Annotated in this window: 6 protein-coding genes and 1 pseudogene; 1 reads left to right on the plus strand and 6 read right to left on the minus strand. The window is 71.4% G+C overall.

Annotated elements, in window-relative coordinates:
• From IE249_RS37600 to hppD, 4 genes are all read right to left on the minus strand, one after another.
• Positions 1-180 (minus strand): nitrile hydratase subunit alpha (locus tag IE249_RS37600; RefSeq protein WP_229858714.1); only part of this gene is annotated, 180 nt, incomplete at its 3' end.
• Complete coding sequence (locus IE249_RS40035; RefSeq protein WP_189705712.1) at positions 170-454, minus strand: SH3-like domain-containing protein; 285 nt, start codon at positions 452-454, stop codon at positions 170-172. The genes IE249_RS40035 and IE249_RS37600, both read right to left, overlap by 11 nt.
• The gene (locus IE249_RS40040) at positions 447-728 is read right to left on the minus strand and encodes an SH3-like domain-containing protein (protein WP_189705713.1); all 282 of its coding nucleotides are present in this window, start codon (positions 726-728) and stop codon (positions 447-449) included. Before IE249_RS40040 ends, IE249_RS40035 begins: the two co-directional genes overlap by 8 nt.
• Before the next feature lie 34 nt (positions 729-762).
• Positions 763-1,911 (minus strand): 4-hydroxyphenylpyruvate dioxygenase, encoded by a 1,149-nt coding sequence (gene hppD / locus IE249_RS17365; RefSeq protein WP_189705714.1) that lies wholly within the window; start codon positions 1,909-1,911, stop codon positions 763-765.
• Between the two features lie 125 nt (positions 1,912-2,036).
• Here hppD and IE249_RS17370 point away from each other — a divergent pair, with 125 nt between their 5' ends.
• Positions 2,037-2,504, plus strand: coding sequence for an Lrp/AsnC family transcriptional regulator (locus tag IE249_RS17370; RefSeq protein ID WP_189705715.1), 468 nt, complete (start codon positions 2,037-2,039; stop codon positions 2,502-2,504).
• A 32-nt stretch (positions 2,505-2,536) separates the two neighbouring features.
• Here IE249_RS17370 and IE249_RS17375 read toward each other — a convergent pair whose 3' ends face one another.
• Both IE249_RS17375 and menC read right to left on the minus strand, forming a co-directional pair.
• The gene (locus IE249_RS17375; protein WP_189705716.1) at positions 2,537-3,328 is read right to left on the minus strand and encodes a S16 family serine protease; all 792 of its coding nucleotides are present in this window, start codon (positions 3,326-3,328) and stop codon (positions 2,537-2,539) included.
• A 204-nt stretch (positions 3,329-3,532) separates the two neighbouring features.
• Positions 3,533-4,245, minus strand: a pseudogene (menC, locus tag IE249_RS37610) (o-succinylbenzoate synthase); the annotation flags it as partial.

Here is a 4,245-nt window from a genome sequence, read left to right on the forward strand (position 1 = left end):
GCCGGGGTCGGTCCAGGCGCGCGCCACCACTCGGGCGCCGTTGGCCGGTGAGGCGCCGGAGAGGGAGGCGTCGATGATCTCGTCCAGCCGGGCCCCGGAGAGGACGCCCTTCTCCTCCAGCAGGGTCTCCATGCGCCGTACCCGCCGGGCGATCGCCGCGTCGGAGTGGTCACCGCTCATCGGGGTCCTCCTCCAGATAGCTCTCCCACAGGTCCAGTACGACGTGGTGGTCGCCCTCGCCCCACAGGTCGCGGGCGGCGAACCGCACGGCGTAGATCTGCTGGACGGGCGCGTCGCCGCGCCCCTGTGCGCTGATGTCGGCCAGCTCCGCCGGTCCCTCCGGCTCCACGACGACGCCCCGCTTGCCGCGGGCGTAGCGGGGCAGACGGGTGTGGTGGGCGGGGTCGTGGTCGTAGGTCCGCACGCGGGTGCCGGGCGGGAACCGGTCAGTCATCCAGCTCACCCGGCTCGATCACGCCCTTGCGCTCCAGCAGGGTGCGGATCGCCTCGAACCAGCGCTCGTAGTACGAGGTCGTCAGGTACTCGGCGGGCGGCATCGACTCGATGGCGTCGCGGAACTCGTTGGTGTTGAACAGCCCTTCGGCGCGCAGGGCGTTGAACAGCCCTACGACCCGGGCCTCCCAGTCCGCGTGGAAGGGCGCCGGGTCGTCGGCGGTGTCGACGGCGCCGAAGCCGACCGTGCCGCCCACGTCGTTGATCCTGGCCATGGGGGCAGCCTACGTCGGCTCCGGCGGCCGCGCCTCACAGATTGCCGCGGCGCTCCTGCTCGCGCTCGATCGCCTCGAACAGGGCCTTGAAGTTGCCCTTTCCGAAGCCCATGGAGCCGTGGCGCTCGATGAGTTCGAAGAAGACGGTCGGGCGGTCCTGGACCGGCTTGGTGAAGATCTGCAGCAGGTAGCCGTCCTCGTCGCGGTCGGCGAGGATCTTCAGCTCGCGCAGGGTGTCCAGGGGCACGCGGGTGTCGCCGACCCACTCGCCGAGGGTGTCGTAGTAGGTGTCGGGGGTGTCGAGGAACTCCACGCCCGCCGCGCGCATCTGACGGACCGTCCGGACGATGTCGTTGGTGTTCAGCGCGATGTGCTGGACGCCGGCGCCGCCGTAGAACTCGAGGTACTCGTCGATCTGGGACTTCTTCTTGGCGATCGCGGGCTCGTTGATGGGGAACTTGACCTTGAGGGTGCCGTCGGCCACCACCTTGGACATCAGCGCGCTGTACTCGGTCGCGATGTCGTCGCCCACGAACTCCTTCATGTTCGTGAAGCCCATGACCTTGTTGTAGAACTCCACCCACTCGTTCATGCGGCCGAGTTCGACGTTGCCGACGCAGTGGTCGACGGCCTGGAACACGCGCTGGGCGGGCGGCTCGACGATCGGCTTGGCGGCGATGTAGCCGGGGAGGTAGGGGCCGTCGTAGCCGGTGCGCTCGACGAGGGTGTGGCGGGTCTCGCCGTAGGTGGCGATGGCCGCGAGGACGACCGTGCCGTGCTCGTCCTTCAGCTCGTACGGCTCCTCGACCGAGCGGGCGCCGTGCTCGATGGCGTAGGCGTACGCGGCGCGGACGTCGGGCACCTCGATGGCGAGGTCGACGACGCCGTCGCCGTGGTCGGCCACGTGCTGGGCGAGGAAGTGGCCCCAGGTGGTGGACGGCTTGATGACCGAGGTGAGGACGAACCGGGCGGAGCCGCTCTCCAGGACGTAGGCGGCGGTCTCCCGGCTGCCGTTCTCCGGTCCGGAGTAGGCGACCAGCTTCATGCCGAAGGCGGTGGAGTAGTAGTGCGCCGCCTGCTTGGCGTTGCCCACGGCGAAGACGACCGCGTCCATTCCCTTGACCGGGAAGGGGTCGGCCTGCCGGGCGGTCGCGTCGGGAGCGTGGTGTGTGGTCTGCGTCATAGCGGAAGGGTCACCCGGCCCAGCAAGGTGCGCAATAGTTCGCGTTTTCACTGGGCAGTCTGACCAGTGAAGGGCGGAACCCTTCGGGCTCTCTGTGCAGGATGTCCACCCCGGGAGGCGGGCGTATGGCGATCGATCATCTGGACGGCCGCATCATCGTGCTGCTGGCGCGCGAGCCGCGCATCGGCGTGCTGGAGATGTCCCGGCGGCTGGGAGTGGCGCGCGGGACGGTCCAGGCCCGCCTGGACCGCCTCCAGTGGCGCGGGGTGATCCGCGGCTTCGGCCCGGAGGTGGACCCGGCGGCCCTCGGCTATCCGGTGACGGCGTTCGCCACCCTCCAGATCCGGCAGGGCCAGGGCCCGGACGTACGCGCCCACCTGGCCACCGTCCCCGAGGTCCTGGAACTGCACACCACCACCGGCACCGGCGACATGCTCTGCCGCCTGGTGGCCCGCTCCAACGCCGACCTCCAGCGCGTCATCGACCGCGTGGTCGCCATCGAAGGCATCGTCCGGGCCTCCACAGCCATCGTCATGGAAAACCCGGTCCCCCTCCGCATCATCCCCCTGGTGGAACAGGCGGCCGGGGAGTAGGGGCGGGGCGCGGGCCGTGCCGGTGGGGCCGGCTAGCAGCTGGGGATGCCCGACTTGCCCTTCTGGAGGGCGGTCAGGGCGGTCACCGCGCCCTTGAGGGTGGTGACCGGGATCAGGCGGAGGCCCTTGGGGAGTTCCGCTCGGGCGTCGGAGCACTCGGCCTTGGGGACCAGGAAGACCGTGGCGCCGTCGCGGCGGGCCGCCTGGGTCTTCAGGGAGACGCCTCCCACCGCGCCCACCGTGCCGTCGGCGCTGATCGTGCCCGTGCCGGCGATGGTGCGGCCGCCGGTGAGGTCGCCGCCGCTGCCGTCGCCGTCGAGCTTGTCGATGATGCCGAGGGAGAACAGCAGGCCCGCGCTGGGGCCCCCGACGTCGGCGAGGCGCAGGGTGACCTTGATGTTCTTGTCGCTGTCACCGAGGTACCCCAGGGCGGCCCGGGTGGCCGCGTCCTGGGACTGCTTCATCTGCTCGGCGTTGTGCTGCTCGATCTCCTTGACACTGTTGCCGGTCGGGTAGACCGCGTCGCGCGGCATGACCGCCCGGTCGGTGGCGAACCAGCCGTCGATCACGTCCCCGAGCGAGACGGACGCGTCCGGGCCGGTCGCCTCGATCGTCGTCATCCGCAGCTGCCCGCTCGTCGTGCGGGTGGGCGCGCCGGTGATGGTGATGACCTGGGTGCCCTTGTTCTGGCCGAGCACGTTCGCCGTCATCCCGGGCTGCGCCACCGAGAACGGCAGCGGCGCGAACACCGCCGCCGCGAGGAGGCCCACGACGGGCAGCGCGCAGACGGTGAGGGCCTGGGGGCGTGTGAGGCGTGAGAGCACGGGATCAATCTAACGTGAGGGCCGCATCCGGCCAGGAGACGGCCACCGCCACCCCACCCGGGGACGGCCACGGGCGGGGTCATGTGCCTCACCCCCGGGGGCCGGCCGCGGTCGGGTCGTGTGCCTCGCCTGGCCCGGGGCGGACCGCGGGCGGGTCGTGTGCCTCACCTGGCCCGGGGCGAGCCGCGGGCGGGTTCGTCCGCCTCACCTCCTGAACAGGTCCCGCCGTTCCCTGGTGAAGCGGCGCAGGGCGTCCGGCAGGGGTGCGATGCCGATGCCGGGGCCGGGCGGGACGGTCAGGTGGCCGTCCTCCAGGACGAACGGCTCGGTGATGTCCTCGGCGAAGTAGCGGCTGGACGCGGAGGTGTCACCGGGCAGGGTGAAGCCGGGCAGGGCCGCGAGGGCGAGGTTGGGCGCGCGGCCGATGCCGGTCTCCAGCATCCCGCCGCACCACACCGGCACCCCGTGCGCGTGGGCCACGTCGTGGACACGGCGGGCCTCGAGGTAGCCGCCGACCCGGGCGGGCTTGACGTTGACGACCCGGCAGGCGTCCATGGCGATCGCGGAGGCGGTGTCGCGGGCGTTGTGCAGGGACTCGTCCAGGCACACCGGGGTCGAGATCCGCTGCTGGAGGCGGGCGTGGGCGTACAGGTTGTCCTCCTCCAGCGGCTCCTCGATCAGCAGCAGCCCGAACTCGTCCAGGCGCCGCAGGTGTTCCGCGTCGGCGAGCGTGTACGCGGTGTTGGCGTCGACCTGCAGCGGCAGCGCCTCGCCGAAGCGCTCGCGCACGGCCCGTACCGGCTCGACGTCCCAGCCGGGCTCTATCTTCAGCTTGATCCGGACGTAGCCCTCGGCGAGGTAGCGCTCGACGTCGTCGAGCAGTTCCCCGACCGACTCCTTGATGCCGACCGAGACCC

It is taken from the genome of Streptomyces anandii JCM 4720, from assembly GCF_014650655.1.
In the GTDB taxonomy this organism is placed as follows: domain Bacteria; phylum Actinomycetota; class Actinomycetes; order Streptomycetales; family Streptomycetaceae; genus Streptomyces; species Streptomyces anandii.

Coding starts and splice junctions, on each gene's coding strand:
- IE249_RS40035 (WP_189705712.1), bottom strand. CDS start 454: ATGACTGACCGGTTCCCGCCCGGCACCCGCGTGCGGACCTACGACCAC.
- IE249_RS40040 (WP_189705713.1), bottom strand. CDS start 728: ATGGCCAGGATCAACGACGTGGGCGGCACGGTCGGCTTCGGCGCCGTC.
- hppD (WP_189705714.1), bottom strand. CDS start 1,911: ATGACGCAGACCACACACCACGCTCCCGACGCGACCGCCCGGCAGGCC.
- IE249_RS17370 (WP_189705715.1), top strand. CDS start 2,037: ATGGCGATCGATCATCTGGACGGCCGCATCATCGTGCTGCTGGCGCGC.